This is a genomic window from Enterobacter sp. Bisph1, assembly GCF_000814905.1.
Classification (GTDB): Bacteria; Pseudomonadota; Gammaproteobacteria; order Enterobacterales; family Enterobacteriaceae; genus Kosakonia.
In genome coordinates this window covers 1-4,277 of record NZ_JXAG01000009.1, presented here as the reverse complement: position 1 = coordinate 4,277, position 4,277 = coordinate 1, and the positions used below count along the sequence as shown (strand labels likewise).

Genomic DNA, 4,277 nt, shown 5'->3' with positions numbered 1-4,277 from the left:
CTGGGTACGTCTATTGAGCGTCTGTCTTCCGGTCTGCGTATCAACAGCGCCAAAGACGATGCTGCTGGCCAGGCGATTGCCAACCGCTTTACCTCTAACATCAATGGCCTGACCGTTGCTGCACGTAACGCTAACGACGGTATCTCTCTGGCGCAGACCGCTGAAGGTGCGCTGAGCGAAATCAACAACAACCTGCAGCGAGTGCGTGACCTGACCGTTCAGGCGCAGAACAGCTCTAACTCTGCAAGCGATATCGACTCCATCCAGGCTGAAGTTAACCAGCGTCTGGCCGAAATCGACCGCGTGAATTCACAGACTGACTTCAACGGCACCAAAATCCTGAAAAACACTGCGGCTAAAACCTTTGATTTCCAGGTCGGCTCCAAAGATGGTGAAACCATCAGTATCACCATGAACGACAGCTCTAAATGGAACCTGTACAATGCAACGGGTACGGCTGGTACAGGGAATGCTAACGTAGCTTCAGGTGATCGTAAGGTAACAGCGAGCGGTTTTGATGTCCTGACCCCAACAGGCACTTCAGGTACCCCGGTTGTAACCACAGGTGCGCTGTCCACTATCGATGATGCCATTAAAGCGGTAGATACTCAGCGCAGCCTGCTGGGTGCGTCTCAGAACCGTTTCGAATCCACCATCACCAACCTGAACAACACGGTGAACAACCTGTCTTCTGCCCGCAGCCGTATTCAGGATTCTGACTACGCCACGGAAGTGTCGAACATGTCGCGCTCGCAGATCCTGCAGCAGGCCGGTTCTTCCGTACTGGCCCAGGCCAACCAGGTTCCGCAGACCATGCTGTCCCTGCTGCGTTAATCTTCGATTACGCTCAATTAAAAAAGCGCCGCACGTCGGCGCTTTTTTATTGTCTATAGAAAACCCCCAGCTAGGCTGCTGAGGGATCCCCACAAAATCAGCGCTAATAAACCAGCACCATACTTCGGTAGGTTCTGGCAAGGTGATTAAGAGCGGCGTCTAACGCTACTCGCTTCAAAATGAGCGGAGAGTGTCGCAGGACATTCTCCGCTAATGTCAGATATGAGATAACACGTCGCGACTTAATGCTGTTGGCCTGGTACCGCAGATGTAACCCTCTGTTTTCTGCATGAAACCCAATAAGCCAGAGCACAATTGTGCTCAGTGTCGCCAGCAGGCTCAGCACCAGCAGTCGTCCGGCTGAACGGCTGTAACTGCCACGCAGGCCAAAGCCGAACCGCTCACTTTTTTCATCACGAAAGTTTTGCTCTATTTGCATTCGACGGCTATATAACTTCATGATTTCTCGTGGTTTAAAATCATCTGCACTACTAAATATAAGCCACGGTTCTTTCGCTGCTTTACGGGCATCATTAATCTGTGATTTACGCAGGATACGGCACCGGGGATTCCTGTACTTACGTTGCTGTGATGTTTTCTTATGAAGATAAAAATGACCGTCACAACGGGCATATTCAGTATACCCCAGGATTCCCGCCCCGAGATGTACAGGCCGCGTACCGGCTCTGATTACCGGATGCCGTTCCGCTTTGATATCACTCACGTGATACCAGGACTCGCCTGTTCTTTGTTGCCTGAATTTGACAGTGCCTCTTATGCGGCCCACAAAGTCCCACCCCAGCAACTTTATATGCCTGAACCAGGCATTCTGGAAGCCAGCATCTGTAATGATAAATACTCTGGCCCCCGGGTTCACCGCTCCGGCAAGCGCATCAAGGAAAGCGAGTTGTACCTTTGCATTTTGCTGTTTTTCTGACGGAACTATCCAGCTTAATAAGGGAATCGAACGACCATCGCAAATCAGACTGGCACGGAGAACATGAAATTCCTGAGAGGGATAACCGCTCCAGTCCACCGCGATCACGCAAAGGGGCAACTGCCTCGTCAGCATTGAGATAATATTTTTGAAAATCAGTGGAATATCCTGCTGAAGTGATTCATTACCCAGCAGCCGATCAACACGCTTAATTTTATTTTTAACCTGCGCCTGCCCTGGCAAAAAACGCCCAATGCTGGTCAGTGTGAGTGATGCGCCGTTGATTAACGCAACTGTGGCATCCAGCAGAGCGTTTTGTCGGTATCTGTGAAAGGGCGCAAGAGCATTCCGTAAGAAGTTCTGACATACCTGGCGGGCAGGCATAGAGGTGATCTCATTGAATAGGTGGAACAATCAATAGATCACAAAACTCTATGCCTGTCTTTTATTGACCGCTCATTACTGGGGATTCCTCAGAGCTAGGCTGGGGGTTCCGTGAAGCTTTCAGCTTTAGGCCGGTTATTAAAACCCCTTTTGATTTGTTAAAACACGTTGCGGTCTGGCAACTGCAAAAGTTAAACAAGAAATCAAAAGGGGGTCCCGATGGGGACGAAAAGAGCTTAGCGCATACCCGCTGGAACTGTAAATATCACATCGTTTTCGCACCGAAATACCGACGGCAGGTCTTTTACGGTCAGAAGCGCAGGGTCATCGGAAGCATTTTAAGAAAGCTGTGTGAATGGAAAAACGTGCGCATCCTTGAAGCGGAATGCTGTCCGGATCATATCCATATGCTTGTCGAAATACCGCCGAAAATGAGTGTATCGAGCTTCATGGGGTATCTGAAAGGTAAAAGCAGCCTGATGATGTATGAGCAGTTTGGTGATCTGAAATTCAAATACAGAAACAGGGAGTTCTGGTGCCGAGGTTACTATGTTGATACGGTGGGAAAGAGCACGGCAAAGATACAGGAGTACATAGAGCAGCAGCTTGAACAGGATAAACTTGGCGAGCAGCTATCCATCCCGTATCCGGGAAGCCCGTTTACGGGCGGCAAGTAATCCAAAATGCAAATGTCAGATTGCTATGCGCCTGGTAGGGCGCGGCTGGTAACAGAGCCTTACAGGCGCATATGAAAAACCTCCGGCTATGCCGGAGGATATTTATTGTCTTTAGAACCTCCCCAGTCAGGCTGGGGGTTTTGTAACTTTACGGCGTTGCAACGGCGAACGTTAAACTAGAAATCAAAGGGGGCGAGAAGGACTCAGTGCATACCCGATGGGAGAATAAATATCTTGTAATTTTGTGCCAACACAGTGGTGACAACTATTTTGGCTTGAAAAATTCTCCCTAATTTATAGATAGGCTAAATCTCCCTTGATGTAATAGTGTTTAGACCGCTTCCAAAACAAAAAAAAGTTATTCTTATGTGTTTGTTTTATCGTGATTTTTTAATAAATACGCGTGATTCTGTTTGTTGTTAATACAGTTTAAAACTAAAAAAACTAAAGAGATCCTTAATCCCGTCGATAACTATTATGACGGTGATGAAGCCGCAGGCGCATACCGGAACTTACATCTATTACTGAAGGATAACTATCATGGCTGTTATTAATACTAACACCTTATCGCTGTTGACCCAGAACAACCTGAGCAAATCTCAGTCTTCACTGGGTACGTCTATTGAGCGTCTGTCTTCCGGTCTGCGTATCAACAGCGCCAAAGACGATGCTGCTGGCCAGGCGATTGCCAACCGCTTTACCTCTAACATCAATGGCCTGACCGTTGCTGCACGTAACGCTAACGACGGTATCTCTCTGGCGCAGACCGCTGAAGGTGCGCTGAGCGAAATCAACAACAACCTGCAGCGAGTGCGTGACCTGACCGTTCAGGCGCAGAACAGCTCTAACTCTGCAAGCGATATCGACTCCATCCAGGCTGAAGTTAACCAGCGTCTGGCCGAAATCGACCGCGTGAATTCACAGACTGACTTCAACGGCACCAAAATCCTGAAAAACACTGCGGCTAAAACCTTTGATTTCCAGGTCGGCTCCAAAGATGGTGAAACCATCAGTATCACCATGAACGACAGCTCTAAATGGAACCTGTACAATGCAACGGGTACGGCTGGTACAGGGAATGCTAACGTAGCTTCAGGTGATCGTAAGGTAACAGCGAGCGGTTTTGATGTCCTGACCCCAACAGGCACTTCAGGTACCCCGGTTGTAACCACAGGTGCGCTGTCCACTATCGATGATGCCATTAAAGCGGTAGATACTCAGCGCAGCCTGCTGGGTGCGTCTCAGAACCGTTTCGAATCCACCATCACCAACCTGAACAACACGGTGAACAACCTGTCTTCTGCCCGCAGCCGTATTCAGGATTCTGACTACGCCACGGAAGTGTCGAACATGTCGCGCTCGCAGATCCTGCAGCAGGCCGGTTCTTCCGTACTGGCCCAGGCCAACCAGGTTCCGCAGACCATGCTGTCCCTGCTGCGTTAATC

4 protein-coding genes are annotated in these 4,277 nt (G+C 49.3%); 3 read left to right on the top strand and 1 reads right to left on the bottom strand.

Translation table 11 applies throughout. The features are described 5' to 3' along the window. Positions 1–834 (top strand): flagellin N-terminal helical domain-containing protein (locus RW65_RS00120; protein WP_039054656.1); only part of this gene is annotated, 834 nt, incomplete at its 5' end. 103 nt (positions 835–937) lie between these two features. On the opposite strand, the gene RW65_RS00115 is transcribed toward RW65_RS00120, so the two are convergent. Next, positions 938–2,155, bottom strand: coding sequence for an IS4 family transposase (locus RW65_RS00115; RefSeq protein WP_039054655.1), 1,218 nt, complete (start codon positions 2,153–2,155; stop codon positions 938–940). A 182-nt stretch (positions 2,156–2,337) separates the two neighbouring features. Between RW65_RS00115 and tnpA the strand changes: the two genes are divergently transcribed. Together tnpA and RW65_RS00105 are read left to right on the top strand one after the other, a co-directional pair. Next, positions 2,338–2,832, top strand: a complete 495-nt coding sequence (tnpA, locus tag RW65_RS00110; protein WP_052250245.1) for an IS200/IS605 family transposase — start codon at positions 2,338–2,340, stop codon at positions 2,830–2,832. A 540-nt stretch (positions 2,833–3,372) separates the two neighbouring features. Continuing rightward, entirely contained in the window at positions 3,373–4,275 is a 903-nt protein-coding gene (locus RW65_RS00105) for a flagellin N-terminal helical domain-containing protein (RefSeq protein ID WP_039054653.1), read from the top strand. Positions 4,276–4,277 lie beyond the last annotated feature (2 nt).

Excerpts from the sequence above, each read along its gene's own strand:
- RW65_RS00115 (WP_039054655.1), bottom strand. The coding sequence starts at position 2,155 with ATGCCTGCCCGCCAGGTATGTCAGAACTTCTTACGGAATGCTCTTGCG.
- RW65_RS00105 (WP_039054653.1), top strand. The coding sequence starts at position 3,373 with ATGGCTGTTATTAATACTAACACCTTATCGCTGTTGACCCAGAACAAC.